Here is a 26,286-nt window from a genome sequence, read left to right on the forward strand (position 1 = left end):
CGCGGCATCATCCCAGCGGGTGCGGGAACGGGCTGGGGAACGCCGTCGACGGCTCCGCCCCCGGGAATCGCTCGGCGACGGGCACGCAGGCGGCGGCCAGGTGCGGCCACCGGTGGTGCCCGTGGATCGGGACCAGGTCGGGGGAGAGCACGCGCACGACCCGCACGCCGCACGCCGCGACGTCGAGCGTCGTCAGGTCGCGGTAGAACAGACGAATCCCGTTGCGGTGCAACGACATCACCAGCTCGTGCAACTGCCCGGCCGCGCCGGTGGCGGTGCTGCTCGCGGGTGGTTCGGCGGGCGTGCCGCGGTGGATCGGGAGGGCGTCCCAAAGGTCCGGCCGCAGCGAGTAGAACCGGGCGTGCTCGTCGAAGGAGACCACGTCGTGCGGCTCGGGGCGAGGGCGTCCGCCCGCCGTGACTCCGACGTACGTCATTGCCTGGGCCCACTCGAGCGTCGCCTTCTCGACGGCCCCGGCCCAGGTGGCCCGGCAGGCGATGCCGGCGCCGTGCCGCGGCCGGTCGGGCAGGGGTGCCGACCCGACGACCATCGCCACGGGGTGCGGGCTGTGCCGCGGGGTGAGGTCGAGCACCGTTGCGCCGCCGTCGATCTCGCCGACCAGCTCGGAGACGCGCGCCGGGGCCGGGGTGGTGCGCGGCCGCAGCCCGTGCAGCCAGGTGACCATCAGCGCGTCCCGCTCGACCAGCTCCTGGGTGGCGCGCAGCAGCGCCGTGGTGACTGAGGCGCCGGCGGCGAGCCCGCTGGAGGTCGCGATGGCCCCGAAGCCCGGGTCGTTGCTGACGAGCGCCGCCGGCACCCACGCCGGCCGCTGGTCGATCAGCGAGAACGTGCGGGTGAACCGGTCCTGGGCGTAGGTCGACGCGGCGGGGAAGCCGGGGTCGGCGCGCTGCTCGGGAGAGTGCAGCAGGAAGTCGTCGAACCCCAGCACCGTTGCGGTGGAAGGGATCCCCGCAGTGGAAGGGATCTCGTCGCGTGGGACGGTCAAAAGCGGGCAGTGGACGGCGGCGTAGCGCTCCAGCAGCTCGCCGACGGCGGCGCCTCGCGCAGCGTCCCGTTCCCAGCCGGCACCGCCGGCCACCGCACTCTCACCGACCGGGCGGTCCGACGCCGCGGCCTGGTGCACCGGCGGGTCGGCGGTGGTGAGGGGAGGCTCGGACAGGGTCACGCCGACCCCGGTGCGCCAGCCGATCGCCTTGTCCAGCAACGCTTCTCGTGACGGGATCCGCGCCGGTCCCGCTGTCACCACGGGAGCTCGACCCGGCCGTCGGTGACCAGCTCGCTGCACGGGCACCGAGGCGTGCGCAGGCACGGGCTCGTCGTCGGGCTCGCCGTGCGCAGGTCGACGGCGGCCGTGCGGTCGACCAGCGGGAAGTCGCCCCGGGTCGCCTGCTCGAGCTGGCTCGCGACGAGCCCGGCCGCGACGCTCAGCCCGGCGGGCCGGGTCGCGCCCGGGCGGGCAGGAGGCTCGGGATCGCCCCAGCGGGCCATCACCCGGGCGGCGAGGCAGCCGGCGCAGGCGGTGTGGCCGGGAACGCAGAACGGGCCGACCGCGACCGTGTGCGCCGCGGCGAGGTCGACGACCAGGTGCAGCCGCCCGGTGCGCACCCAGGCGGCGGCAGCCTCGGCCACCTGCGCCCAGCGGGCGGTGGTGCGCACGGCCACGAGCACGTCGGCTGCGTCGGCCCCTCCGGCGGCGCCGGGTTCGTCTGTGGGGCCGGGTCCGCCGACGGCGCCGGGCTCGCCCGAACCTGCGCCGCCCGCTCCGGGTTCCGTTGTGCGCCAACCGGTCTCGCGCAACGCCGCCTCCAGGGCGGCGTCCCAGCCAGGTGCCGGTGCGCCGAGCACGACGGTCGCGACCTGGGCCTCGGCCGGCAGCTCGACGCGCGGAGCGAGCGCGCCCACGGACCGCAGCTGCTCGACCGCGAGGCGCGCCTGCGGCGACAGCTGATCGGGCAGCGGCGGGGTCGGACCCCAGCAGGCCGCGAGCTCGGTGAGCACGGTGCCCGGGGCGTCGTCGACGACCCACACCTCGTCGCTCCCGGCGGTCGCGACGAGCCGTCCGTCCTGCTCCAGCAACCGCCAGGCCGGGTCGCCCACGACCGGACGGGAGGGGCCGCTCACGGGGTCCCCGCCGGCCCGCCCGTCGCGCCCGGACCGCTCGGTCCGTTCGGCCCGTTCGGTCCGTCAGGCTCGCGCACCGGGCTCGGCCCGCCCGGACCCCCGGCCCCATCCGGCGGCACCCGGGGCGAACGGTCCCAGGACAGCAGCCAGCCCAGCGTGACCATGGTGACGAAGCAGGCCGCGGCGGCGAGGACGTACCTGCCCGTGCCGGTCGCCTCGTCGGAGTCGAACAGCGGCCCGCTCAGGTTCAGCTCGACGACGGCGACCAGCGCGGCCAGCACGAGCAGCAGGATCGCCACGCCCACCGCGCGCGGCCGGGCGCGGCACAGGCGCAGTCCCGCGGCGAGGCAGCCCACCCAGACCGCACCGCCGAGGAGCAGGGCGATCCGTCCCGCGACGGTCAGGACGTCGGAGAGCAGCTCTTGCGCGGTGATCGCGACGAGCGCGCCGAGCAGCGGCGCCAGCGCTACCAGCCCGAGGCCCCACGGGCGCCCAGCCCGCGTCGGTGCGGGCCTGGCCGGGTCGGGGCTCAGCCGGGCGACCGCGAGCGGCACCGCCACCGTGAAGCCGACCGCGGTGCCGACGCAGCAGCAGCAACAGCTGCAGCAGGTCGGGGTGGCGACGCCGTGGGTGACGCCAGGTCGGAACTGGTCGGGTGCCCGGGTGATCGCCACCTGCGTCATCGTAGGGAGGCGCGGGCCAGGCCCAGGGCGACTTGCGCCAACCTGGCGATTAGGCCCGGACTGACGGGCGCTGCTAGCCTGTGGGGTGCCGTGAACCGGCCGCGGATCCAGAGCGCCCTGGTGAACATGCCCAGGAGCACCGCGCAACGACCATCAGGATGGAGTCGCCCCCGTATGCCTCTCGACACTGCCACCAAGCAGAAGATCATGACCGAGTACGCCACCCACGAGGGCGACACCGGCTCGCCCGAGGTGCAGATCGCGATGCTGACGCAGCGCATCAAGGACCTCACCGAGCACTCGCGGCAGCACCCGCACGACCACCACAGCCGTCGCGGCCTGCTGCTCCTGGTCGGCCAGCGCAAGCGGATGCTGCGCTACCTGGAGTCCGTGGACATCGAGCGCTACCGCGCGCTGATCAAGCGGCTCGGTCTGCGGCGATAAGACTTGCGACCATCGAGGCGGTCACCTCATCGGAGGTGACCGCCTCGTGGCGTAGGAGGGGTGCGCCAGGCGTACCCCGCCAGAAGAAACCGCGCACGGGCAACGACGATCCGGGCGCGACAGATGAGACAGAACAGGAGGGCCCGATGGAGGGTCCAGAGATCACTTTCGCCGAAGCCGTCATCGACAACGGCAGCTTCGGCAAGCGCACCGTCCGCTTCGAGACGGGCCGGCTGGCCAAGCAGGCCGCCGGCGCTGTCGTCTGCTACCTCGACGACGACACGACGCTGCTGTCCACCACGGCCGCGGGCAAGTCGCCCAAGGACCACTTCGACTTCTTCCCGCTGACGGTGGACGTCGAGGAGCGGATGTACGCCGCGGGCAAGATCCCCGGCAGCTTCTTCCGTCGCGAGGGTCGCCCCTCGACCGACGCGATCCTCACCTGCCGACTGATCGACCGTCCGCTGCGCCCGGCCTTCGTCAAGGGGCTGCGCAACGAGGTCCAGGTCGTCATCACGGTGCTGTCGCTCAACCCCGACCACCAGTACGACGTGCTCGCCATCAACGGCGCGTCGGCCTCGACCCAGATCTCGGGCCTGCCGTTCAGCGGCCCGATCGGCGCCACCCGCATGTCGCTGATCGACGGTCAGTGGGTCGCGTTCCCCAACTTCTCCGACATCGAGCGCTCGACGTTCGACATGGTCGTCGCCGGCCGCATCGTGGGTGACGACGTCGCCATCATGATGGTCGAGGCGGAGTCGACCGAGTCCACCTGGGACCTGGTGACCAACCAGGGCAAGCAGGCGCCGACCGAGGAGGTCGTCGCCCAGGGGCTCGAGGAGTCCAAGAAGTTCATCCGGGTGCTCTGCGAGGCGCAGCAGGAGCTCGCCGGGCAGGCCGCCAAGGAGGTCCAGGAGTTCCCGCTGTTCCTCGACTACGAGGACGACGCCTACCAGGCGGTCGAGCAGGCCTCCGAGGGCAAGCTGCGCGAGCTGCTGTCGATCGCCGACAAGCAGGACCGCGAGAGCCAGCTCGACGCGTACAAGGACGAGCTCAAGGCCGACCTGGCCGGCGAGGGCACCTCGTTCGAGGGTCGCGAGAAGGAGATCTCGGCGGCCTACCGCGCGGTGCAGAAGAAGCTCGTGCGTGAGCGGATCCTGCGCGAGCAGGTGCGCATCGACGGCCGCGGCCCCAAGGACATCCGGGCGCTGTCGGCCGAGGTCGAGGTGCTCCCGCGGGTGCACGGCTCGGCGATCTTCGAGCGCGGCGAGACCCAGATCCTCGGCGTGACCACGCTGAACATGCTCCGCATGGAGCAGCAGCTCGACACGCTGTCGCCGGTCACCCGCAAGCGCTACATGCACAACTACAACTTCCCGCCCTACTCCACCGGTGAGACCGGTCGGGTCGGGTCGCCGAAGCGGCGCGAGGTCGGTCACGGGGCGCTCGCCGAGCGCGCGCTCGTGCCGGTGCTGCCGACGCGCGAGGAGTTCCCGTACGCCATCCGCCAGGTCTCCGAGGCGCTCAGCTCCAACGGGTCGACCTCGATGGGTTCGGTCTGCGCCTCGACCCTGTCGCTGCTCAACGCCGGTGTGCCGCTGCGCGCGCCGGTCGCCGGCATCGCGATGGGTCTGGTGTCCGCCGAGATCGACGGTGCGACGCAGTACCTCGCGCTCACCGACATCCTCGGTGCCGAGGACGCGTTCGGCGACATGGACTTCAAGGTCGCCGGCACCCGCGAGTTCGTCACGGCGATCCAGCTCGACACCAAGCTCGACGGCATCCCCGCCACCGAGCTGGCGACGGCGCTGACCCAGGCCCACGACGCGCGGATGCACATCCTCGACGTCATGAACGAGGCCATCGACGCGCCCGACGAGATGAGCCCGTACGCCCCGCGCGTCATCGCGGTGAAGGTGCCGGTCGACAAGATCGGCGAGGTCATCGGCCCCAAGGGCAAGATGATCAACCAGATCCAGGAGGACACCGGCGCCGACATCTCGATCGAGGACGACGGCACCGTCTACATCGGCGCCACCGACGGCCCGTCGGCCGAGGCCGCGCGTGCGGCGATCAACGCGATCGCCAACCCGCAGATGCCCGAGGTCGGCGAGCGCTTCCTCGGCACCGTGGTGAAGACGACGACCTTCGGGGCGTTCGTCTCGCTGCTGCCGGGCAAGGACGGCCTGCTGCACATCTCCGAGGTGCGCAAGCTGGTCGGTGGCAAGCGGATCGACGCGGTCGAGGACGTCCTCGGCGTCGGCCAGAAGGTCCAGGTCGAGCTCAAGGAGATCGACCCCCGCGGCAAGCTCTCGCTCGCCGTGGTGCAGGACGAGTCGGCCGCGCAGGGTGAGGGCGACGCCGCCGCTCCCGCGCAGGACCAGGCCCCGGCCGGGGACGCGCAGGAGTCCGGCGAGTCCGACGACTCCGACGGCTCCGGGGCGTCGGCTGACTCCGGCGAGTCCGGCGAGTCCGGCGACAAGCCGCGCCGCGAGCGCTCGCGCGACGACGAGGGCGGCGAGCGTCCGCGCCGTCGTCGCCGCGGTGGCCGTGGCCGTGGCCGCGGTGAGGGCAACGGCGAAGGCAACGTCTCCGCCGACGACTCCGCGGACGACAGCGACCGCCCGGCGGTCAGCTCCGACGACGTCGAGCCCGGCTCCGAGCCGGCCAACGTCGGCGGCGCCTCGTCCGAGGACGCCTGAGCCACCGGCACAGCGCACACCGGCGACCCGGTCCTTCCTTCGGGAGGGGCCGGGTCGTCGGCGTTCTCGGGGCGGGCGTGATCGGTCACGGTTCGGCGGTGGTCCGGCGGAGGGTGCGCTGGGGCGCACGGTTCGGCGGTGGTCCGCGAGGGCGTACGGCGTCGGGGGGCTTGTTCACGGTGCGGCGGTGGTCCGGCGGAGGGTGCGCTGGGGCGCACGGTTCGGCGGTGGTCCGCGAGGGCGTACGGCGTGACATTCGGCGAATTCGTGCCTGTGGACAACGTTTTCGACCCCTTCGGGCGTGCCACGGTGAAGCTGCGTCACCCCGTCACCGACCCGAGGAGTCACCGTGCCCCGCGCCGTACGCCTGCTGTCCGTCCCCCTCGTCCTCACCCTGGCCGCGTGCTCGGCCGGCGGGGGAGACCCGACCGCGCCCGCCGAGAGCTCGACCACCGTCGCGACGACGACGACGCCGGCCGGGCCAGGGCTGACCGTCCCGCAGGCGGCGGCGATGATGCGCGACTACGACGCGCGCAACAACCCCGCGATCGCGGCTGCGGGCGCGCCGAGGTTCGACGAGCGGCCGTGGGCGCGGGCCGACGTGGGTCCGGTGCTGGAGCAGGACGTGTTCCTCACCCGGGTGAGCCGGGCCGACCCGCCGAAGTCGGCCGAGGACGACCGCGCCCTCACCAGCCGCGCCACGGCCGTGGTCGGCGCAGCCCGGCACCGGTCGGGCACGGTCGCGGTGATCGACTCGCCGGTGCAGGAGCAGGCCGGCACCTCGTCCGCGTCCGGCTCGTCGACCACCTCCCCGTCCACCACCTCCCCGTCCGGTGACCAGGCGTCGCGCACCGTGCTGCGGGTGATGCGCCGCGAGGGCACCGGCCCGTGGAAGCAGTGGGGCGCCGTCGACGCCCCGCGCGGCGCGCTCCCCGCACCGCTGCCGGCGACGACCGACCCCACGCCGACGCCGGCCCAGGTGCGGGCGAGCCAGACGCTGGTGCCGCAGGTCGTCGGCAGCCTCCGCGAGGAGAAGGGCGCACCGTTCGCCCAGGCGAGCCCGACGCGCGACTTCCTCGAGGGGCTCTGGCCCGGGAAGCCGAACCCGTCGATCAAGCGCACGCTGCAGTGCGAGCCGTACGCCACCCGCGGCTCCTCGGACGTCGCCGACGCCCTGCTGGTGCTGCGGGCCCAGCGCGCGACGCTGAACGTGGTGAGCCTGCGCTGCCGGGTCGACTGGCTCGCCGGTGAGGGCCGGGCGATCTTCTTCTCCAAGGGCTTCGCGCAGGTCAACCGGGTGTCGACCGAGGGCAGCCAGCAGGCGACCCTGTCGCTGGTGGTGACCGCGGTGGTGCAGCAGCCCGACGGCGGACGCCCGCAGCTGCTGGGCCTCGGCGGGGGATACGTCGTGCCCGACTGAGCCGCGAGCCGCCCGCACGAGGCGTGACCTCGGTCGCAGCGCAGCGCGTCGCCGGAGTGCCTTCAGCCGGTTCGGAGGCGCGGGCGGCAAACTGTTGCGGTGACTCTCGTCGACCGCGTGGACGGCTTCCAGCGCAGGCATCCCGTCGTGGGGTTCCCGCTCGGTGTGGTCTACAAGTTCCTCGACGACCAGGGCGCCTACCTCGCCGCGCTCATCACCTACTACGGCCTGCTGTCGATCTTCCCGCTGCTGCTGCTCATGACCTCGATCCTGGGCTTCCTGGTGCAGGACAACGCGGTGCTGCGCGAGTCGCTCATCAACGGCGTGCTGGCCCAGGTGCCGGTCATCGGTGATGAGCTGCAGAGCCCGAGCGGTCTGCAGGGCAACCTCGTCGCGGTCATCGTCGGTTCGCTGACCGCGGCCTACGGTGGTCTCGGGGTGGCGCAGGCGCTGCAGCACGCGATGAACACCGTGTGGGCCGTGCCGCGCCACCGCCGCCCCAACCCGATCCTGGCCCGCGCCAAGAGCGCCGGCATCCTGGCCTTCCTCGGCATCTCGCTGATCGCCGCCGGCGTGATCCCGCGCGTGTTCGACTGGCTGGCCGGCCCGCCGTGGACGATCCTCAACACCGTGCTCGCCGTGCTCATCTTCTGGGTCGTGCTGCACGTGTCGACCCACCGCAGCCACGGCTGGTTGTCGCTGCTGCCGGGGGCGATCATCGTCGGCATCGTGTGGCAGCTGCTCGAGACTCTCGGTGCTGCCGTGGTCACCAGCATCATCGCCCGCAGCAGCGGGTCCTACGGCGTGTTCGCGGTGGTCATCGGTCTGATCGCCTGGATCTACCTGCTGGCCGTCACCGTGGTGATGGCGGCCGAGCTGAACGTCGTACGCGCTCGCCACCTCTACCCACGGGCGCTGCTCACCCCGTTCACCGACGACGTCGACCTGACCCGCGCCGACCACGAGGCGTACAGCCACCTGGTCGAGATGAACCGGCTCAAGGGCTATCAGCACGTGAGCGTGACGTTCGACAAGAACGAGGACGGCGTGCCCGACGAGCCGTGGGAGGACCGGCAGCCACCGGCCTGACGCCGGCCTGACGCCGGCCCGGCGCCGGGCTGATCCGGGCGCGGCCGGAGCGGCCCGCACAGCGTGCGCTCGGGGAACCACCAGGAAGCGGTCCGCGGGAGGTCATAGGCTGTCTCGTCGGGCACTCCCCGGTGCCCGCCGTCGTACGAAGGAGACCGTGCCGTGCCTGATCTGGTGCTGGGACCGCTGCTGCGCCACGTGGGGGAGCGCACCGCCAGCGTGTGGGTGGAGACCGCCGACTTCTGCACGGTGACGGTGCGCGCGGGGGAGCAGTCGTGGAGCATGCGCACGTTCCGCGTGCAGGACCACCACTACGCGCTCGTCCAGGTCGACGGGCTCGAGCCGGGCAGCGTGCAGGACTACACCGTGGAGATCGACGGGGAGCAGGTCTGGCCGCTCGCCGACTCGCCCTACCCGCCGTCGCGGATCGCGACGATCGAGCGCGACAAGCCCACCCGGCTCGCGTTCGGCTCGTGCCGCACGAGCGTGCCGCACGACGCCGAGCACACGCGCACGCACGGGGTCGACGCGCTGCGCGCGACCGCCGTCCACCTGGCGAACCACCCGGACAGCTCGCACTGGCCCGACATGGTCGCCTTCCTCGGCGACCAGGTCTATGCCGACGAGACCTCCGAGGAGATGCGCGCCTACATCGAGCAGCGCCGCGGCCTGGAGGAGCCGCCGGGGGAGGAGCTGAAGGACTTCGAGGAGTACGCCCACCTGTACTGGCTGGCGTGGACCGACCCGGCCAACCGGTGGCTGCTGTCGACGCTGCCGAGCGTGATGATCTTCGACGATCACGACGTGCGTGACGACTGGAACACCAGCGACGCGTGGCACGAGGAGATGAACGCCACCGACTGGTGGCACGAGCGTCTGATGGGGGCGCTCATGTCGTACTGGGTCTACCAGCACGCCGGCAACCTGTCGCCGGAGGCGCTGGCCGAGGACGAGGTGTGGCAGCGCGTGCTGGCGCACCAGGACTCCGAGGTCACCCACGAGCTCGACCTCACCGAGGTGCTGCACGACCTGTCGTACGAGGTCGACCGGCACCCGGAGCGGTACCGGTTCTCCTTCGCCATCGACCTCGGTGACGCGCGGCTGCTGATGATCGACTCGCGCGCCGCGCGCGAGCTGGAGCCCGGCAAGCGCAACATGCTCGACCCCTCCGAGCTGGAGTGGCTCGACGAGAACATGCGCGGCGACGTGGAGCATCTGCTGATCGGCACGTCGCTGCCGTTCCTGCTGCCGCCGGGCATCCACGACCTCGAGGCGTGGAACGAGGCGATGGCCGAGGGGGCGTGGGGCGAGCGCTTCGGGCGCCTCGGCGAGAAGCTGCGCCAGGCGGTCGACCTCGAGCACTGGGCGGCGTTCGAGCACGGCTTCGACCAGATGACCGACTTCACGATGTCGGTCGCGCGGGGCGAGCGCGGCCGCCCGCCGGCCACCATCACGTTCCTGTCCGGCGACGTGCACAACTCCTACGTCACGCGCATCGACGACCCGGAGCAGTACGGCGCGCGCTCGCTGATCGTGCAGGCGGTGTGCTCGCCGATCCGCAACCCGCTGCCGCGGCACGTGCGCGTGCTGCAGGCCTCGCTGGCCCGGCAGCTGGCGCGGCCGATGCGGGCGCTCGCGGCCAGCTCGGAGAAGGTGCCCGACCCGCCCTACCCCTGGTCGATCACCGACGGCCCGTGGTTCGACAACAACCTGGCGGTGCTGCAGGTCGACGGCCCGCAGCTGGAGCTGACCTGGCACACCGGTGACATCTCGGCCGGCGACCCGCAGGAGCCCGAGCTGCGCACCGTGGCCACGGTGATCATCGACCGGCCGGGTGCCTCACCCGGCCCGGACCCGACCGGGCTCGTCGGCGCCGCGGACGCTCGCGCGGGCGACGGCCACGATCAGGGCTGAGACCACGAGCACGGTGGCGGTCGCCGCGGCGAAGCCTGCGGGGTTGGTGACGGCGAAGGTCGGCAGCAGCCGGTCGGGCACGGCGACCGCGCCGACGAACGCCCCGATCGAGCCGAGCCACGACCCGCGCATGGCGCCGAGGTGGGTGCGCACGTCGCCGCGTCTGACCGCCCAGATGCCGATCACCAGGCTGACGACGGTGACGGTCGACAGGATGTGCAGCAGGCTGAGCTGGCCGGGGCGGATGTCGCGAATCGCGTACGAGCTCAACGCCGTCCACATCATCAGCCCCGCCCAGACGCGGCCGACGATGCGGTGCTGCAGGTCGCCGCGGGGGCGCCGCCACAGCTGATAGGCGCCGAGCGGCATCGACACCGAGGCGGCGAGCACGTGGCTGACCAGCAGCGGGGTCCAGCCCGACATGTCAGGCCCCCAGACCTTCGCGCACGGTGCGCACCTCGGCGGCGAGCCGGTCGGGATCGAGCCCGAGCGAGCGTACGAGATCGTCGAGCTGGTCGCCGAGCGTGGCACTGGCGCGGTCGACCAGGTCGCGGCCGTCGGCGGTGAGCCGGACGAGCTTGCGGTGGCCGTTGCCGGCGTCGGGGGCGATCGTCACCAGCCCCTCGCCGGCGAGGGCGCCGAGCATGCGGCTCATCGCGGCCTCGCTGGTGTCGACCGTCTCCGCCACCTGGCGCTGGGTGCCGCCGTCGAGCTCGCCGACGAGCAGCAGGGTGAGGTAGCGCCGGTAGCTCAGGCCGAGCGGGACCAGCAGCCGGTCGGCCTCGCGGTCGAGACGGCGGACCAAGGTGTGCAGGTCGTAGGCGAGCGTGCTTCCCATGAGGAGAACATTAACACTGCAACTTAATAATGCAAGTAGGGGCGGGTCGCGGGCGGCCGGGCTGGAGGCCCGGCCGCCCGCCGTCGGTGGGGAGCGCCTGGCGCCGTCACGCCGGCGCGGTGCCTGCCGGCCGGCTCACTCCCGGTCCCTCGCTCCCGGTCCGCTCACTCCTGGCGGGTCTGCTGCTCGGGGAGGGTGTTCCAGAAGTCGGTGGAGGTCGTGTCGATCGAGCCGTCGCCGATCGCGGTGCTGACGGCGGTGAGAGTCAGGAACGTCTGCTTGATGAGGTAGCCGTTGCTGCGCTGCCCGAGCACGTAGGAGGCGTACTCGTGGTCGCTCATGCCGCGCATCTCGAACAGCAGCGTGGCGATGCCGTACTGCGCCGCGATGCCGTTGCGCGCGATGGTGTCGGCGCTGCCGCCGACGTACTTGCCCAGGTGGCCCCAGCCGGTCGGCTCGATCGCGTTGTAGACCACGCCGCCGAGCCGCTGCGAGCGCTGCACCAGGTCGGGGCTGACCGAGCCGGTCGTCGGGTAGAGGATCGAGCCCGACACCAGCTCGCCGCCCGCCTCGCTGCGCGTGCCCTGGTGGTGCAGGTCGACGGCATAGTCGATGGGGTACGCCTGCAGCACGTTCTCGTGCACCGCGCGCGTCTCGGGCTGGCTCTTGGCGACGTGGTCGCGGTTGAGGTCGACACCGCGGGCGTTGTAGCGGGTGAGGTTGCGGCCGCCGGAGGCGATGTAGTCGTCGAGCGGGAAGTCGACGTCGCCCATCGCGCCGTCGGGGTTGACCATCGGCACGATGAGGATGTTCACCTTGTCGAGGATGCGCTGGTTCTTGCCCTGACCGAGGGACTTGATGAAGTCGAGGGCGCCCTCGGTGGTGAGCGCCTCGTTGCCGTGCTGCTGGGTCATGAACAGCACCGTCGGGTTGGCGGGGTTGCCGACGTACTTCACCAGCTTCAGGTCGCGGCCCTTGACGCTCTGGCCGATGGTCTCCAGCTGCATGCGCGGCTGGCGGGCGTCCTGCTTCTCCAGCTCCTTCACCATCGAGTCGTAGGTGTGCAGGATCGAGGTGTTGACGGTTCCGTTCGTGCAGCACCGTGGCCCCTCGCCGACGGCGGTGGCGGTCGGGGCGCTGGTGAGCGCGAGGCCGGTGGTGCAGGCGGCGGCGAGCACGGTGACGGCGGCACGGGTGCGCAGGGAGGGCATCGGGGCTCCTTCGGGTCGGGGGGATGCCACAGCCTGGCAAGCGCAGGGGGTGCTACGGCGCAGTAGCGCGCAGGGTTCGTAACCTGGCGCGGTGAGCAATCGGATCAAGGTGGCAGTGGTCGGCGCGTCGGGGCGGATGGGCAGTGCGGCGTGCGACGCCGTCGAGGGTGCCAACGACCTCGAGCTCGTCGCGCGGATCGACTCCGGGGACGACCTCGGCGACCTCGGTGGTGCGCAGGTCGCGGTCGACCTGACCGTGCCCGACGCGTCGCCCGGCGTCGTGGCGCACTGCGTCGACCGCGGCGTGCACGCGGTGGTGGGCACGACCGGCTGGGACGACGCGCGGCTCGCGACCCTGCGCGAGCAGCTGGCCGAGCACCCCGACGTGGGGGTGCTCATCGCCCCCAACTTCGCCATCGGCGCGCTGCTGATGATGTCGTTCGCGCGGCAGGCGGCGCCGTTCTACGAGTCGGTCGAGATCGTCGAGACCCACCACCCCGACAAGGTCGACGCGCCCTCGGGCACCGCCGCCCGCACCGCGCGCATCGTCGCGGCCGCGCGCGAGGAGGCCGGGCTCGGCGAGCTGCCGGACGCGACCACGAGCGACCCGGACGGTGCCCGCGGTGCGTCGGTCGAGGGAATTCCGGTGCACGCGTTGCGGATTCGCGGTCACGTGGCGCACCAGGAGGTCACCTTCGGCGCGGTCGGGGAGGCGCTCACGATCCGGCACGACAGCTTCGACCGGGTGAGCTTCATGCCGGGAGTCTTGGAGGGCGTACGGCGGGTCGGGGGGCACCCGGGACTCACTGTGGGGCTGGAGCAGTACCTCGGGCTGTAGTCGGTGGAGTGCCGAGGCGGGGCGCGCGTGCGGTTGTCGTTCCTGCTCGGGCGGTCCGTGCTCGGGGCGGCCGGGCGTACGTGCTCGTGACGCCGTGCTCCCAGGCTCGGCACGGCCTCGCGACACCGGCTGTTCAACTCGGCGTCGCCGACCGCGCCTAGCGTGTCGCTGATGGAAGAGGCGATGTGATCGATCAGGTGCTGCTCTGGCTGGAGCACCTCATGGGCTCGCCGTGGGTCTATGCGGCGCTGTTCTCGATGTCGCTCGTCGACGCGGTGATCCCGGTGTTCCCGAGCGAGGCGCCGATCATCATGGCGGGGGTCTACGCCGCCTCGACCGGCACCCCGAACCTCGTCGGCGTCTTCGTCGCCGCCGCGCTGGGCGCGTGGATCGGCGACCACGTGACCTACTTCATCGGCCGCCGGCTCTCCGGCCGGGTGGACCGGTGGCCGCTCGAGACGCGACGGGGGAGGGCAGTCGAGGCCTCGCGGAGGCTGCTCGCGAAGCGCGGTGGGATGGCGCTGGTCGTCGCGCGGTTCATCCCGTGGGGCCGGATCGCGACGGCCATGGTGATGGGCGCGACGCGCTATCCGCTTCGCTCGTTCTCGGCGTACGACGCCCTCGGCACGACCGTGTGGGCGCTGCACGGCACGCTGCTGGGCTACATCGGGGGAGCGGCGTTCCAGGACCAGCCGCTGAAGGGCATGCTGCTCGGGCTGGGGCTCGCCTTCCTGGTGTCGGTGCTGATCGAGGCGGGCCGGTGGTGGTGGGAGCGGCGCCGCACGCGGCGCGCAGCTGCGGGGCGGTCGACGTCCGCCGGGCCCGACGGGGTCGATACCCCCGATGGGGCTGGCGGGGTCGACCGGGCTGGCGGGGTCGACCGGGCTGACGGGGCCGACCGGGCTGACGGGGCGGGTGGTGCGGGCGGCGGTGCAACCGGCCCGGTGTCCGCCCGGGGCGGGGTCGCGCGGTAGTCGTCACACCACGGTGGCGCCTGCGCGCAGAACGGCGGGGGTCATGCGGTAGTCGTCGCAGCACGGTGTCGCCTGGGCGCCGAACGGCGGGGTCATGCGGTGTCGCTCAGGCGGGGTTGTTGGGGCATGCGGCCGGGGGTGAGGTCCCAGTGGATGCGGCCGTTGGTCAGGGTGCCGTGCAGGAGCTGGGTGTGGACGATGGTGTGGTGGCGGGCGCACAGCAGTGCGCCGTTGTCGAGGGTGGTGGGGCCGCCGGCCCACCAGGGCGTCAGGTGGTGCACGTCGCACCAGTCGGGGGGTCGGTCGCAGCCGGGGAAGGTGCAGTGCTGGTCGCGCAGTACGACGGCGGTGCGCAGGTGGCCGGTGTAGAGGCGTTCTTCGCGGCCGAGGTCGATCAGCTGGCTGTTGCTGTCCAGGACGGCGGGGATGATCCCGGCGCTGCAGGCGATGGTGCGCAGGGTGGCGGGGGCGAGGAGCTCGCCGGTGAGGGTCCGTCCGGTGCCGGGCAGGGTCCCGGCTTGGCGAGGCGGGGCGCCGCTGCCGGGCGGTCGCAGCTTGTCCGGGACGAGGATGTCGGGTGGGTCGGCGTGGGCTTGCAGGGTGGCCAGGTCGAGGATGACGACGGCTTTGCTGCTGCCGGTGATCGATCCGCGGGCGGGTCGGGGGAGCTGGTCGGTGGCGTGCTGGATGAGTTCCATCAGGGCGTCGGCGCGGCGCTTGCCGGGGGTGCGGTCGTCGTAGAGTTTCGCCCCGGCATCGATAGCTGCTTGCGGCATCCGCACCAGCGGCTGCAGCCCGGTCCCCGGCTCGGGCACGGTGCCGCCCGGCCGCCCAGTGGTGAACGCGCCCGAGACCGGCTCGGCGACTGCCTCGGCCGCGGTTTCGCCCGACTGCGCGGCGGTGAACCTCGCAGAATCAGGCCCAGCGACCGCCTCGGTGTTGTCGTCCGGCTGCGCAGTGGCGAACGTGCCCGGGTCAGGTTCGGTGGCTGTCTTCCTCTCGGGCTCCGGCTCGGCGCCTGTCGGCTGCTGGTCGGTTGTCTCGCCCGTGTCGCGTGACGGCTTCTTCTGTCGTCGCTGTTCGTGCTCCGGCGTGCTGGCCCGCTCCGGGCGGGGCCCCGTCGTGCGAGGCGGCTGCCCCGCGTTGTCCTTCGTGTCCACGTGGTCGCAAGGGGTCGGGCGGGGTGCGGCGAGGTGGCTGATGGCTTGTTGCACGATCGCGGCATTGCCGGGAGACAGCTCAGCGACGAGCCGGACGAGCCCGTTGGGCAGGTGCTGGAAGGTCAGGGTCTCCCGGGCCTGGGCGGCGGCTTCGGAGCGGTCGAGGTCGCCGGGTTCGAACCGGGCGATGAGCCGCCGGGTCAGGGCGCGGCGGTCCTTGTCGGTCGCGTCATCACCCAGGGCGAGGTACCAGGACAGGGTCTCGGCCCGGGTCGCGGTCGGGATGAGGCGCTGCAGCCGGGGCGCGTGGTCCAGCGCGTGCGCGACGGCCCGGATGTTGACCAGCCCGGTGCGTACGACCTCGCGGATCAGGGCCCTGCCGGAAGGGTCACCCTCGACCAGGGCCGACCCTTCGCCCCCTTCACGGCCGTGGCCCGAGTCACCGGCGTGACCGTCACCGGCACCAGCGTCACTGTCGTCGTCGGCGTGCTCGCTGGCGGCGGCCTGGCTCTGCGGCCCTGAGTCTGCGGTGGCGTCGAAGGGGACCAGGGTGGCGTGCTGGGCCAGCTCGGTCGCGACGGTCGCGACACGGTGCGCTTGGGCGGGTTCGATCCCCGAGCCCAGCTCGCGGACCCAGTGGGTGGGCGAGGCCGCGGTAGAGCCGGCGATCGTGCCGCGGGTCAGGGCCTCGGTGGTGACCTCGACCGCGAGGGACTCCCCGGCCCGGGTCAGGGCGATCGCGGCCCGGCCGAGGTCGACCAGCTCGTCCTCGCCGAGCTGGTGCAGCACCGAGGGGGCGGCCCGCAGCGCGGTCAGGGTGTCACGGACCTGGCCCAGCAGCGCGGCACCGGCCCCGGGCTGCGCCGTTGCGAACGCGCCCGCCCCGTCACCGCCGTTCCTGGCGTTGGCGGCTGCGTGGGTCAGCTGGGTGGTGATCGGCTGGTCCGGCGGTGTCGCGGTGTGCTCGATGCTCGACATCGTGGTCTTCCCCCTCTCGAGCCTCGCTCTGTCCCTGCCACCCATACTCGTACACGTGTTCGATCAAGTCAAGGGGTTCGGGGGGTGAATTGTGTTTGCTGTCAGCGGAATTCGCCGACCGGCGGCCCATACCATCGACCACCGACAACGCCTCAAACTCCCACGCGTCGCACGGTGTGCCGGACCTCCGCCGAAGGGTGCGCTGCGGATGGTCACGGTGTGCCGGACGTCCGCCGAACAGTGCGGCAGAGCGCACGTCCCAACGGTCCTCCGCCGAAGGGTGCGCTGCGGATGGTCACGGTGTGCCGGACCTCCGCCGACGGGTGCGCGGTGCGCCGGTTACGAGGTGCCGGTGCTCCGCCGAACAGTGCGGCAGAGCGCACGTCCCAACGGTCCTCCGCCGGGCAGTGCGCTGCGGCCGTCACGGGGCGCCGGTGCTCCGCCGAAGGGTGCGGTGCGGCGGGCGTACGGTCGAGGCGTGCCCACCCTGCTGCTGCTCAACGGCCCCTCGGGCGTCGGCAAGTCCACCCTTGCCGCGCTGTGGGCGCGGGAGGCGGACGCTGCCTGCCTCGATCCGGACCGGCTGCGTGCAGACCTGCCGGAAGCCGCCTCCACCGCCGCGATGCAGGCCGCTCGGGCTCGCACCCTTGAGCTGGCGGCGACCGCGCTGTCCAACGGTCGGGACGTGGTGGTCGCCCAGCTGTGCGCGCGCCCGGAGTTTCCGGATGCGTTGCGGGAGACGGCGATTCGCGCGCAGGCGAACTACGTGGAAGTGCTCCTGGTCGACAGCGTGGCGCATCTGCGCCGGCGGCTGGCCCAGCGTGCGACGAGCGCCGAGGCGCACCACCGGCTGGCCCACGCGGCGCTCGATCTCGACGAGCTGGAGAGCGTCCACGCGGCTCTGGTCGACCGCGCGGCTGCCGACCCGCGCGTCGAGGTGCTGCGCTGCGGGGAGGGGCAGGAGGACATCACGCTGCGCGCGATCGATCAGCTGGTCACGACGGCAGCTGTGCCCCACGCGCCGACGAAGCGCGCGCCGGGCTGATCGCGCACGCCTGGCCGATTCGCACGCACGCTCCCCGGGGCGCAGCCGTCGCCGCCTCGGTCAGCCCTTGCCGCCTCGGTCGGCCACGCCGCCTCAGTCGTCCGTCGCCGCCTCAGTCGTCGCTGAGCACGACGTGCAGCGTGCGCGGGCCGTGCACGCCCTCGACCCGGTCGAGCTCGATGTCGCTCGTGGCGCTCGGGCCACTGATCCAGGTCAGCGGTCGGCGCTCCCGCGCAGCGGCGTGCAGCGCGGCCACCGCGTGCGGCACGTCCGGCACGACCTGGCCGGCCCGCACGACGCACACGTGCACGTCCGGAACCAGGCTGATCGCGCGGCGCCCCTGGTCGGGCTGGTGGTCCAGCACGATCGTCCCCGTCGCCGCGATGCCCACCGCTGCGGCGGTGACGACGGCGTCGAGCCGGTCGAGGTCGTACGCGCTCAGTCCCTCGTCGACCACCACCTCCCCGGCGTACGCCGTCAGCCAGTCCGCGGGCAGGCCCGGCGGGCTGACGACGCGGCGGGCGGCGTAGCGCTCCAGGGCGGCGGCGACCCGGGCCGGGACCTCCGCCGCGGGGCAGCGCTCGACCACCGCCCGATAGTCGGCCGTGGTCTCCAGGAACTCCTCGAGCATCGCTGCCGGGTCGACCGTGGCGAGCGCCGGCTGGGTGGCCACCGGTACGTCAGGACGGTCGGGCTCGAGCGCGCTGCGCACCCGCGCCAGGATCTCCTCGCGAGCCTCGCTCACCGCACACCCCCTGCAGCTCCAGGACCGCCGGATCCGGTTGTGCCTGTTGCAGATTCGCCGTGCGTGCGCACCCACCACTCGCGGAAGGTCTCGCGCGGCGGGACCGGCGCGTTGCGTGCCTCGGTCCAGGCCGACGCCGGCCACGGAAGCCGGTGGATCGACGTGCGCCGTCCGAGCAGCAGCGACCCGAGCGTCGCCGCGTCCTGCGCCTTCTCGAACCGGCGGTGGTCGGCGAACATCCATGCAGCCGACCGCATCGCGGCGCCCTCGGCCGTCGGCAGACCGCCGCGCTTGCCGTCGATCACCTGCGTGCGCAGCCGCACCAGCAACCGTGGGATGTCGATGCGCACCGGACACACCTCGAAGCACGCGCCGCACAGGCTCGACGCGTACGGCAGGGACTGGTCGAGCTTGCTCGACGTCCCCCGCAGCTGAGGCGTGAGCACGGCGCCGATCGGCCCGGGATAGACCGAGCCGTACGCGTGCCCGCCCGCGCGCTCGTACACCGGGCAGACGTTGAGGCAGGCCGAGCAGCGGATGCAGCGCAGCGCCTGCCGGCCGACCTCGTCGGCGAGCACCGACGTGCGGCCGTTGTCGAGCAGGATCACGTGCACGTCCTGCGGGCCGTCGCCGGCGGCAGCACCGGTCCACATCGTCGTGTAGGGGTTCATCCGCTCGCCGGTGCTGGACCGGGGGAGCAGCTGCAGGAACGTCGACAGGTCCGACCAGCTCGGCAGCACCTTCTCGATCCCGACCACCGAGATCAGCGTCTCGGGGAGCGTCAGGCACATGCGCCCGTTGCCCTCCGACTCCAGAACCACCAGCGAACCCGTCTCGGCGATCGCGAAGTTGGCGCCGGAGATCGCGACCTTCGCGCGCAGGAACTTCTCGCGCAGGTGCAGCCGCGCCGCGTCGGCGAGCTGGGTCGGCTCGTCGGTCAGACCCTCCGGCGCAGGACGGCCCGCGCGCGCCATCTCGCGACGGAAGATGTCGCGAATCTCGCTGCGGTTGCGGTGGATCGCCGGCACCAGGATGTGACTCGGCCGGTCGTGCCCGAGCTGCACGATGAGCTCGGCGAGGTCGGTCTCCCAGGCCGCGATGCCCGCGGCCTCGAGCGCTTCGTTGAGCTCGATCTCCTGGGTGGCCATCGACTTGACCTTGACCACCTCGTCGACGCCCTCGGCGCGCACCAGGTCGATGGCGATGCGGTTGGCCTCGTCGGCGTCGCGCGCCCAGTGCACCGTCGCGCCGGCCTCGACGAGGTTCTCCTCCAGCTGCAGGAGGTAGTCGTCCAGGTGCGCGAGCATGTGGTCCTTCGTCTGAGAACCGTTCAGCCGCAACGCTTCCCACTGCGGGACCTCACCGACCACAGCCGCCCGCTTGGTGCGGATCGTGTGCGTCGCGTGCGCCAGGTTGCGCCGCTGCTGGGTGTTGTCGAGCGCCTCCCGCGCCATGCTCGGGAACGCGGGCATCCCCACGAACGTCGCCGTGGTCTCCGCCCGCGGCAGCCGCGTACGTCCTCGCGCGCGCCCCTCGCCGCTCATGCTTCCTGTCGCGCTCATGCTGACTCCTCCGTCGCCGCCAGCACCTCGGCCAGGTGCATCGTGCGCACCCCGGCGCGCTCGCGCCCGAGCAGACCCCCGATGTGCGCCAGGCACGAGTTGTCGCCGGCGACGAGCACCTCGGCGCCGGTGTCGCGCACGTGACGGGCCTTGTCGGCTCCCATCGCGACCGACACGTCGGCGTTCTTGACCGCGAACGTCCCTCCGAAACCACAGCATTCGGCCGCAGCAGGCAGCTCGACGAGGTCGATCCCGCGCACCTCGCGCAGCAGCCGCAGCGGCCGGTCGCCGACGTGCAGCATCCGCAGGCTGTGGCACGTGGGGTGATAGGTCACCCGGTGCGGGAAGTAGGCGCCGACGTCGGTGATGCCGAGCACGTCGACGAGGTACTCCGACAGCTCGTAGACCCGCGGCGCGACCTCACCGACGGCTTCCTGCAACCCGCTGTCGCCGGAGCGGGTGGCGAGGTCGGCATACTGCTCGCGCACCGACCCCGTGCACGACCCCGAGGGGGCCACGACCGCGTCGTACCGACCGAACACCTCGACGAACGAGCGCACCAGGGGGATGGCCTCGTCGGCGTACCCGGTGTTGGTGAACATCTGTCCGCAGCAGGTCTGCTCGACCGGGAACTCCACGGTGACCCCGAGCCGCTCCAGCAGCCGCACGACCGCCTTGGGCGTCTCGGGCCACATCGTGTCGTTGAAGCACGTCGCGAGCAGCGCCACCCGGGTGCCGGGCGGGGCCTGGGTGCGGGCGCCGGCCGTCACGGGAGCATCCACGACAGGACGGTGCTCTGCAGGCCGACGAGCAGGCACATGACGGCGACCAGGCCGATGCTCCACAGCACCACCCGCCGGAAGATGTCGGACTCGCGCCCGAGCAGCCCCACCGCCGTCGCGGCGATCGTGAGGTTCTGCGGGCTGATCATCTTGCCGACCACGCCGCCGCTGGTGTTGCCCGCGACGAGCAGCGTCGGGTCGATGCCGGCCTGCTGACCGGCCGTCTGCTGCAGCGTCGCGAACAGCGCGTTGGCGCTGGTGTCGGAGCCGGTGACGGCCGTGCCCAGCCAGCCGAGGATGGGCGACAGGAACGCGAACGCCGCGCCGGTGCCCGCGATCCACGTGCCGATGGTGATCGTCTGGCCCGACAGGTTCATGACGTACGCCAGCGCCAGCACCGACGCCACGGTCAGGAAGGCGAAGCGCAGCTTCACGGCGCTGCCGGCGAACTCCTTGGCCCAGGCGCCGAGCGAGACCTTGTAGATCATCGCCACGACGAGCGAGCACAGGATCAGCAGGGTGCCGGGGGAGGACAGCCACTGGAAGTTGTAGACCGTCGAGCTGTTCGGCTTGCCCGCGTGGTTGAGCACCTCCCCGTCCAGCCCCGGCCAGGGGATCTTGCGGTCGGTGCCGGCGAGCCAGTCGGTGATGGGCGTGACCAGCTTGGCCGCGGCGAACACGGCGATGACCAGCAGGTAGGGCAGCAGCGCCATCCCGATCCGGCCCGGGGTGAGCGAGCGGGCCCGCTCCTCCAGCTCGGCCCGCGAGGTGTGCGCGGGGTCGCCCGCCTGCGCGTCGTCGGCGTCCGTGCCGGCGCTCCCGCCGACCGGTGAGCCGTCGGGCCCGACCGTGGCCAGCTCCTTCTCGCGCTCGGCGGCCAGCGACTCGTGGGCGGCGTCCTTGCCCTCCGGGCTCCAGAACCGCAGCAGGATCACGGCGGCGGCCAGACCCACGAGCGAGGCGACGATGTCGGTCAGCTCGACGGTCATGTACGTCGCGGCGAACCACTGCGCGATCGCGAACGCGATGCCGACGACGAGTGCGACCGGCCAGGTCTGGCGTACGCCGCGCCAGCCGTCGACGAGGAAGACCAGCAGCAGCGGCACGATGAACGCGATGATCGGGGTCTGGTGCCCGACGTAGGCGCCGATCTCCTGGTAGGGGATGCCGGTCAGGCGGCCCGCGGTGATGATCGGGGTGCCGACCGCGCCGAACGCGACGGGGGCAGTGTTGGCGAGCAGCACCACGGCCGCGGCGCGCAGCGGGGCGAACCCGAGCGCCATCAGCATCACGCCGGTGATGGCGACGGGGGCGCCGAACCCGGCGAGCGCCTCGAGCAGGCCGCCGAAGCAGAACGCGATGATGATCGCCTGCACGCGCGGGTCGTCGGAGATCAGGTGGAAGCTGGCGCGCAGGTCCTCGAACCGGCCGCTCACCACGGTGATCTGGTAGAGCACGATCGCGCCGAAGACGATCCACATGATCGGGAAGAGGCCGAACACGGCGCCCTCGGTGGCGCTGAGCAGGGCGAGGTCGGCGGGCATCCCGAAGGGCAGCACCGCGACGAGGATGGCGACGGCCAGCGCCGCGAGCCCGGCCCAGTGCGCCTTCCAGCGCAGGGCGCCGAGCGTGACGAAGATCGTGAGCAGGGGGAGCATCGCGACCAGGGAGGACAGCACGAGCGAGTTGCCGACCGGGTCGATGTCTGGGCGGAAGACGGTGGGCATGTGACGGCTCCGGTGGGGGAAGAGAGCGCTAAAGGTCTGACCAAAAGGTGACCCACACCATAGCGGCGTCGCCACCCCTGGATGGGCGAGTTCGGCCGACCGGGCGCATCGGCGTCTACAGTCGCGAGGTGACCAGCGCGACCGCCGGGCAGGAGCCCGGGTCCTCCGACTCACCCGCCACCGCGGGCGGCTCCCGCAGCCTGCGCGCCTGGGAGCAGGTCGTGGAGTGGGTCGAGCAGCGCATCCTCAGCGGCCAGATCCGCGTGGGTGACCAGCTGCCCGCCGAGCGCGAGCTGGCCGCGCAGCTGGGGCTGAGTCGCTCGGCGGTCCGCGAGGCGGTGCGCACCCTGCAGGCCAACGGCGTCGTGCGCTCCTCGGTCGGCGCCGGCCCCTCCGGCGGCACCACCGTCACCGCGGTGCCGCACCACGCCCTCACCCGGCTGCTGCGCCTGCACGTGGCGCTCGCGAACTTCCCCATCGACGACGTCACCGAGGTGCGCGTGGTGCTCGAGCGTCTGTCGGCCAGCCTCGCGAGCCGGCACGCCGGGCTGACCGCGCTGCGCCGGATGCGCGAGACCGTTGAGCGGATGGACGCCGAGGGTCTCAGCCGCGAGGACTTCAACGCCCTCGACACCGACTTCCACGTCGCGATCGCCGAGGCGGCCGGCAACTCGCTCGCGACCGACCTCACCGTCGCGATCCGCGAGTCGCTGCGGCTACCGATCCTGGCCGGCTTCAAGGCGTCCGACGACTGGGACTCCCTCAACGCGATGCTCCGGCGCGAGCACCACGCGATCCTCGACGCGGTCGAGGCCCGCGAGCCCGACCGCGCCGCCGAGCTGGTCGAGCAGCACATCCGCTCGGCGTACGAGCGCATGCCCTCGCTGCACGGACAGTGGCGGGGCGTGGCCGACGCCTGAGCCTGACGCCGCGAGTCAGCCGATCCCGAACGCGCGCAGGGCGGCCGCGGTCGCGGCGGCCAGGACCACCACGACGATGAACGGCGCCCGCAGCGCGATCGCCACGATCGCGACGGCCAGGGCGGCGGTGCGCGCGTCGACCACCAGCGCCCCGCCCTCGCCCGCGAACGTCTGCACCGCGACCAGGGCGGCGAGCAGCGCGACGGGCAGCAGGCGCACCATGCGCGACACGACGGGGCCGTCGAGCAGGTGCTGGGGCACCAGGAAGCCGAGCAGCTTGAGCAGGTAGGCCAGCCCGCTCGCGAGCAGCACGGTGGTCCAGGTGCTCATGCGGCGGCCGCCCGTCGACGTGTCGGGATCGCGCCGGCGACCAGGGCCGCGCCGGCCGCGGCCAGCACCGGCACGCCGGGCGGGCTGAGCGGCGAGAGCACCAGGGCGACGAGCGCGGCGGCCACCGCGACGACCCGCGTGACCGGCCGGTCCAGCCGCGGCCACAGCAGCGCGCAGAAGGCGGCGACCGCCGCAGCGTCCAGGCCGTACGTCCGCGGGTCGCCCATCGCCGAGCCCACCAGCGCCCCGACGAGGGTGGTGAGGTTCCACAGGGCGAAGACGCCGAGACCGGTGGCCCAGAAGCCGACCCGCGCCAGGCGCGTCTCGGGCTGGCCGACGGCGACGGCCGTCGACTCGTCGATCGTCAGCTGGGCCGCGACGAGCCGCCGCCACCCGCGCGCCTCGAGCAGCCGGGCGACCTGGAGGCCGTACAGCCCGTTGCGCACGCCGAGCAGCGTCGAGGTGGCGACGGCCGCGGCGCCGCCACCGCCGGCGCCCAGCACCCCGGCGAGCGCGAACTGCGACCCGCCGCTGAACAGCAGGAGCGACAGCAGCACCGTCTGCGGGAGCGTGAGCCCGGCGGCGACGGCGAGGGCGCCGAAGCTGATGCCGTACGACCCGGTCGCCAGCGCGACCGACAGCGCCTGCCGCAGGACGGCCGTGCGTCTGGGGTCGTCGGGCTCGCTCACTCGTCGACGATGCCGGCGACGAGGCGCACCTCGCGCAGCAGGTCCGGGGAGCTCCCGAGCTCGCGGTCGCGGAACGCCCCGTCGGGGGCGACCCCGGCGGCCTGCAGGAAGGTGCGGGTCTGCTCGTCGGTCGCCGGGACCCACGCGCGGATCTCGCGAAAGTCGTTGGCGCGCAACGTGTCCACGGCCGCGTTGAGCAGGCGCGAGCCGTGGCCGCGACGCCGGGCGGACGGGTCGACGGTCAGCACGAGGAGCTCGCCCACGCCGGGCTCGTCGGTGGGGCCGATGGCCGCGAGGCCCACGACGCGATCGGCCTCGGTGGCGACCAGCGCACGGTGGACGGTGCTCGGCGGGTCCTGCAGCGAGGCCTGCCAGGTGGCGGTGAACAGGTCGGGGGACAGCTCGGCGAGCACGTCCTGCGGGAGGGTGCCGGAGTAGTCGTGGTGCCACGCCTGCGCCTGGAGCACGCCCATGTCGGGGGCGTCCGTGACGCGCGCCGTGCGCACGGCCGCGTCGGGGGTCGGGGTGACGTCGCTCATCCGTCGAGTCTCCCAGCGATCGCGGCGTGTGACACTCTGGCTGCAGATTTGCAGGATCGTGTAACAGTCGGCATCCTGGTGCCATGTACGGCAACGACTTCGTCGACCCCGACGTGCCGCTCAACGCGGCCGAGACCGCGGACCTCGACGGGCTGTCCGCGACGGGTGATCCGCGGCGGGGCGCGGCGGGCGACTTCGACGCGCTGATCGCGGCCGAGCAGCGCATCGAGCCGCGCGACGCGATGCCGCAGGACTACCGCCAGACGCTGATCCGGCAGATCGCCCAGCACGCGCACTCGGAGATCATCGGGATGCAGCCCGAGGGCAACTGGATCAGCCGCGCGCCGTCGCTGCGCCGCAAGGCGATCCTGATGGCCAAGGTGCAGGACGAGGCCGGTCACGGGCTCTACCTCTACTCCGCGGCCGAGACGCTCGGGGTGGACCGCTCCGAGCTGCTCGACAAGCTGCACACCGGCAAGCAGAAGTACTCCTCGATCTTCAACTACCCCACCGTCACCTGGGCCGACGTGGGCGCGATCGGCTGGCTGGTCGACGGCGCCGCGATCATGAACCAGGTGCCGCTGTGCCGCTGCTCCTACGGGCCGTACGCCCGCGCGATGATCCGCGTCTGCAAGGAGGAGTCGTTCCACCAGCGGCAGGGCTTCGAGATCCTGTGGACCCTCGCGCGCGGCACCGACGCGCAGCGCGCCATGGCCCAGGACGCCGCCGACCGCTGGTGGTGGCCGGCGCTGATGATGTTCGGCCCGCCCGACAGCGGCGAGGCCGCGACCAGCGGGCACACCGCCCAGTCGATGGCCTGGGGCATCAAGCGGTTCAGCAACGACGACCTGCGGCAGAAGTTCGTCGACATGACCGTGCCGCAGGCCGACAAGCTCGGCCTGGTGCTGCCCGACCCCGACCTGCGGTGGAACGAGGAGCGCGGGCACTACGACTTCGGCGAGATCGACTGGGACGAGTTCTGGCGGGTGCTCAAGGGTGACGGCGCCTGCAACAGCCAGCGCATGGCGCACCGGGTCGGTGCGCACGAGGAGGGGGCGTGGGTGCGAGAGGCCGCGACGGCGTACGCCGGGAAGCAGGCCGAGCGGGCGAAGGGGGCCGTGGCGTGAGCGAGAACGAAGCTGGTCGAGTAGCCGCGAGGGACGAGCGGCGTATCGAGACCCAGGGCTGGCCGCTGTGGGAGGTGTTCGTGCGGGCCAAGCGGGGTCTGTCGCACGTGCACGCCGGGTCGCTGCACGCCCCCGACGCGCAGCTCGCGCTGCGCAACGCGCGCGACCTCTACACCCGCCGCCAGGAGGGCGTGTCGCTGTGGGTGGTGCGCGCGGACGACATCACCGCGAGCAGCCCCGACGAGCGCGACTCCTTCTTCGACCCGGCGGGCGACAAGGTCTACCGGCACCCGACGTTCTACGACGTGCCGGACGACGTGGAGTATTTGTGAGCGGCAAGGAGCGCGTAGCGCAGGTTGCGGGCGAGGAACGAGCCCGCGGCCGGAGCGGAGTGCGACCGAGCGCGACAGAAGGCATGAGCGGCGAG

Annotated in this window: 25 protein-coding genes; 11 read left to right on the forward strand and 14 right to left on the reverse strand. The window is 72.8% G+C overall.

Annotated features, from left to right (window positions below; genetic code table 11):
* Positions 1-7: 7 nt before the first annotated feature.
* From FB554_RS17045 to FB554_RS03855, 3 genes are read right to left on the reverse strand one after another with little or no spacing between them, the layout of a single operon-like run.
* Positions 8-1,225: a YcaO-like family protein gene (locus FB554_RS17045; protein WP_211344524.1), complete on the reverse strand. Its 1,218-nt coding sequence runs from the start codon at positions 1,223-1,225 to the stop codon at positions 8-10.
* Between the two features lie 35 nt (positions 1,226-1,260).
* Positions 1,261-2,142, reverse strand: a complete 882-nt coding sequence (locus FB554_RS17050; protein ID WP_170206772.1) for a hypothetical protein — start codon at positions 2,140-2,142, stop codon at positions 1,261-1,263.
* Entirely contained in the window at positions 2,139-2,816 is a 678-nt protein-coding gene (locus FB554_RS03855) for a hypothetical protein (RefSeq protein ID WP_142004713.1), read from the reverse strand. The genes FB554_RS17050 and FB554_RS03855 overlap by 4 nt, the downstream gene beginning before the upstream one ends.
* Positions 2,817-2,999: 183 nt before the next feature.
* Here FB554_RS03855 and rpsO point away from each other — a divergent pair, with 183 nt between their 5' ends.
* The 5 genes from rpsO (at position 3,000) to FB554_RS03880 (ending at position 10,394) form a co-directional block, all read left to right on the forward strand.
* A complete protein-coding gene (rpsO, locus tag FB554_RS03860; RefSeq protein WP_142004714.1) occupies positions 3,000-3,269 on the forward strand; it encodes a 30S ribosomal protein S15 in 270 nt (89 codons plus the stop codon).
* A 146-nt stretch (positions 3,270-3,415) separates the two neighbouring features.
* On the forward strand, positions 3,416-5,971 hold the full coding sequence (locus tag FB554_RS03865) for a polyribonucleotide nucleotidyltransferase (RefSeq protein ID WP_142004715.1): 2,556 nt from the start codon (positions 3,416-3,418) through the stop codon (positions 5,969-5,971).
* Positions 5,972-6,320: 349 nt separating this feature from the next.
* Positions 6,321-7,391, forward strand: a complete 1,071-nt coding sequence (locus FB554_RS03870; protein ID WP_142004716.1) for a hypothetical protein — start codon at positions 6,321-6,323, stop codon at positions 7,389-7,391.
* A 99-nt stretch (positions 7,392-7,490) separates the two neighbouring features.
* Positions 7,491-8,480: a YihY/virulence factor BrkB family protein gene (locus FB554_RS03875; protein ID WP_142004717.1), complete on the forward strand. Its 990-nt coding sequence runs from the start codon at positions 7,491-7,493 to the stop codon at positions 8,478-8,480.
* 162 nt (positions 8,481-8,642) lie between these two features.
* Entirely contained in the window at positions 8,643-10,394 is a 1,752-nt protein-coding gene (locus tag FB554_RS03880) for an alkaline phosphatase D family protein (protein WP_142004718.1), read from the forward strand.
* On the opposite strand, the gene FB554_RS03885 is transcribed toward FB554_RS03880, so the two are convergent.
* From FB554_RS03885 to FB554_RS03895, 3 genes are all read right to left on the reverse strand, one after another.
* Positions 10,320-10,817, reverse strand: coding sequence for a DUF2306 domain-containing protein (locus FB554_RS03885; protein ID WP_142004719.1), 498 nt, complete (start codon positions 10,815-10,817; stop codon positions 10,320-10,322). The genes FB554_RS03880 and FB554_RS03885 overlap by 75 nt on opposite strands.
* Before the next feature lies 1 nt (position 10,818).
* On the reverse strand, positions 10,819-11,232 hold the full coding sequence (locus FB554_RS03890) for a MarR family winged helix-turn-helix transcriptional regulator (RefSeq protein ID WP_142004720.1): 414 nt from the start codon (positions 11,230-11,232) through the stop codon (positions 10,819-10,821).
* 164 nt (positions 11,233-11,396) lie between these two features.
* Complete coding sequence (locus tag FB554_RS03895) at positions 11,397-12,443, reverse strand: M14 family zinc carboxypeptidase (RefSeq protein WP_142004721.1); 1,047 nt, start codon at positions 12,441-12,443, stop codon at positions 11,397-11,399.
* A gap of 91 nt (positions 12,444-12,534) precedes the next feature.
* Here FB554_RS03895 and dapB point away from each other — a divergent pair, with 91 nt between their 5' ends.
* Together dapB and FB554_RS17790 are read left to right on the forward strand one after the other, a co-directional pair.
* On the forward strand, positions 12,535-13,281 hold the full coding sequence (dapB, locus tag FB554_RS03900) for a 4-hydroxy-tetrahydrodipicolinate reductase (protein WP_142004722.1): 747 nt from the start codon (positions 12,535-12,537) through the stop codon (positions 13,279-13,281).
* Between the two features lie 185 nt (positions 13,282-13,466).
* The gene (locus FB554_RS17790; protein ID WP_211344525.1) at positions 13,467-14,255 is read left to right on the forward strand and encodes a DedA family protein; all 789 of its coding nucleotides are present in this window, start codon (positions 13,467-13,469) and stop codon (positions 14,253-14,255) included.
* Positions 14,256-14,347: 92 nt separating this feature from the next.
* Here FB554_RS17790 and FB554_RS03915 read toward each other — a convergent pair whose 3' ends face one another.
* Positions 14,348-16,393: a DUF222 domain-containing protein gene (locus FB554_RS03915; RefSeq protein WP_142004723.1), complete on the reverse strand. Its 2,046-nt coding sequence runs from the start codon at positions 16,391-16,393 to the stop codon at positions 14,348-14,350.
* A 478-nt stretch (positions 16,394-16,871) separates the two neighbouring features.
* On the opposite strand from FB554_RS03915, the gene FB554_RS03920 reads away from it, so the two are divergent.
* A complete protein-coding gene (locus FB554_RS03920) occupies positions 16,872-17,438 on the forward strand; it encodes a P-loop nucleotide/nucleoside kinase family protein (protein WP_170206773.1) in 567 nt (188 codons plus the stop codon).
* A gap of 112 nt (positions 17,439-17,550) precedes the next feature.
* On the opposite strand, the gene FB554_RS03925 is transcribed toward FB554_RS03920, so the two are convergent.
* Genes FB554_RS03925 through FB554_RS03940 form a run of 4 tightly spaced genes read right to left on the reverse strand, consistent with a single transcriptional unit; the run spans position 17,551 to position 22,254 of the window.
* Positions 17,551-18,183 carry a LutC/YkgG family protein gene (locus FB554_RS03925; RefSeq protein WP_142004725.1) on the reverse strand — a complete coding sequence of 211 codons (633 nt, stop codon included), beginning with the start codon at positions 18,181-18,183 and terminating at the stop codon, positions 17,551-17,553.
* On the reverse strand, positions 18,180-19,727 hold the full coding sequence (locus FB554_RS03930) for a LutB/LldF family L-lactate oxidation iron-sulfur protein (RefSeq protein ID WP_211344642.1): 1,548 nt from the start codon (positions 19,725-19,727) through the stop codon (positions 18,180-18,182). Before FB554_RS03930 ends, FB554_RS03925 begins: the two co-directional genes overlap by 4 nt.
* A 14-nt stretch (positions 19,728-19,741) precedes the next feature.
* Positions 19,742-20,527, reverse strand: coding sequence for a (Fe-S)-binding protein (locus FB554_RS03935; RefSeq protein ID WP_268885474.1), 786 nt, complete (start codon positions 20,525-20,527; stop codon positions 19,742-19,744).
* On the reverse strand, positions 20,512-22,254 hold the full coding sequence (locus FB554_RS03940) for an L-lactate permease (protein ID WP_142004727.1): 1,743 nt from the start codon (positions 22,252-22,254) through the stop codon (positions 20,512-20,514). The genes FB554_RS03935 and FB554_RS03940 overlap by 16 nt, the downstream gene beginning before the upstream one ends.
* 128 nt (positions 22,255-22,382) lie before the next feature.
* On the opposite strand from FB554_RS03940, the gene FB554_RS03945 reads away from it, so the two are divergent.
* Complete coding sequence (locus tag FB554_RS03945; protein WP_142004728.1) at positions 22,383-23,174, forward strand: FadR/GntR family transcriptional regulator; 792 nt, start codon at positions 22,383-22,385, stop codon at positions 23,172-23,174.
* A 15-nt stretch (positions 23,175-23,189) separates the two neighbouring features.
* Here FB554_RS03945 and FB554_RS03950 read toward each other — a convergent pair whose 3' ends face one another.
* The 3 genes from FB554_RS03950 to FB554_RS03960 are packed head-to-tail and all read right to left on the reverse strand — an operon-like array spanning position 23,190 to position 24,732.
* Complete coding sequence (locus FB554_RS03950; RefSeq protein ID WP_142004729.1) at positions 23,190-23,504, reverse strand: AzlD domain-containing protein; 315 nt, start codon at positions 23,502-23,504, stop codon at positions 23,190-23,192.
* On the reverse strand, positions 23,501-24,193 hold the full coding sequence (locus FB554_RS03955; RefSeq protein WP_142004730.1) for an AzlC family ABC transporter permease: 693 nt from the start codon (positions 24,191-24,193) through the stop codon (positions 23,501-23,503). The genes FB554_RS03950 and FB554_RS03955 overlap by 4 nt, the downstream gene beginning before the upstream one ends.
* Positions 24,190-24,732, reverse strand: a complete 543-nt coding sequence (locus FB554_RS03960; protein ID WP_142004731.1) for a GNAT family N-acetyltransferase — start codon at positions 24,730-24,732, stop codon at positions 24,190-24,192. Before FB554_RS03960 ends, FB554_RS03955 begins: the two co-directional genes overlap by 4 nt.
* 83 nt (positions 24,733-24,815) lie before the next feature.
* Here FB554_RS03960 and paaA point away from each other — a divergent pair, with 83 nt between their 5' ends.
* Both paaA and paaB read left to right on the forward strand, forming a co-directional pair.
* The gene (gene paaA, locus FB554_RS03965; RefSeq protein ID WP_142004732.1) at positions 24,816-25,859 is read left to right on the forward strand and encodes a 1,2-phenylacetyl-CoA epoxidase subunit PaaA; all 1,044 of its coding nucleotides are present in this window, start codon (positions 24,816-24,818) and stop codon (positions 25,857-25,859) included.
* 44 nt (positions 25,860-25,903) lie between these two features.
* Positions 25,904-26,191, forward strand: coding sequence for a 1,2-phenylacetyl-CoA epoxidase subunit PaaB (gene paaB / locus FB554_RS03970; RefSeq protein ID WP_142007413.1), 288 nt, complete (start codon positions 25,904-25,906; stop codon positions 26,189-26,191).
* Positions 26,192-26,286 lie beyond the last annotated feature (95 nt).

Source organism: Barrientosiimonas humi, from assembly GCF_006716095.1.
Taxonomy (GTDB): Bacteria; Actinomycetota; Actinomycetes; order Actinomycetales; family Dermatophilaceae; genus Barrientosiimonas; species Barrientosiimonas humi.